This is a genomic window from Roseateles sp. P5_E1 (assembly GCF_054049335.1).
Genome location: NZ_JBFUMN010000391.1, coordinates 1 through 555, shown reverse-complemented (window position 1 = coordinate 555; position 555 = coordinate 1). Strand labels below are relative to the sequence as shown.

Here is a 555-nt window from a genome sequence, read left to right as displayed (position 1 = left end):
GTGGAAGGCCATCTCCGAGGAGTCCTTGGCATGGGTCTGCCCATCGGTCAGGGTCACCTCGATCCCGACCACCGGATGTCCACGCGGCCCTTCTTCCAGCGCCGCGCGTACGCCCTTTTCCACGGCCGCCACGAACGACTTCGGGATCACGCCGCCGACCGTGCGGTCGACGAAACGCACCGCCTCGTCACCGGTGGGCACCACCTCGATCAGCACCCGGGCGAACTGGCCCTGGCCACCGGTCTGCTTGACGACCTTGCCCTCCACGTCCTGCACCGCCCGCGACGGCGTCTCCTGATAGGCGACACGGGGCGCGCCCACCTTGACCGGCACGTTCCACTCGCTGCGCAGGCGCTCGACCATCACTTCCAGGTGCAGTTCGCCCATGCCCCAGATCAGGGTCTCCCCGGTGACCGCATCGGTGGCGACGCGGAACGAGGGATCTTCCTGCGCCAGGCTCGACAGGCCCTGGCTCATCCGGATCAGGTCGGACGCCTTGTCGGCGTTCAACCGCCACGCCAGCACCGCGTGCTGGGCATGGATGGTGTCCAGCAG

General features: G+C 68.5%; 1 pseudogene. It reads right to left on the bottom strand.

From position 1 onward, the window contains the following. Window positions 1-555: pseudogene (fusA, locus tag ACXJKJ_RS31700) on the bottom strand (elongation factor G); the annotation flags it as partial.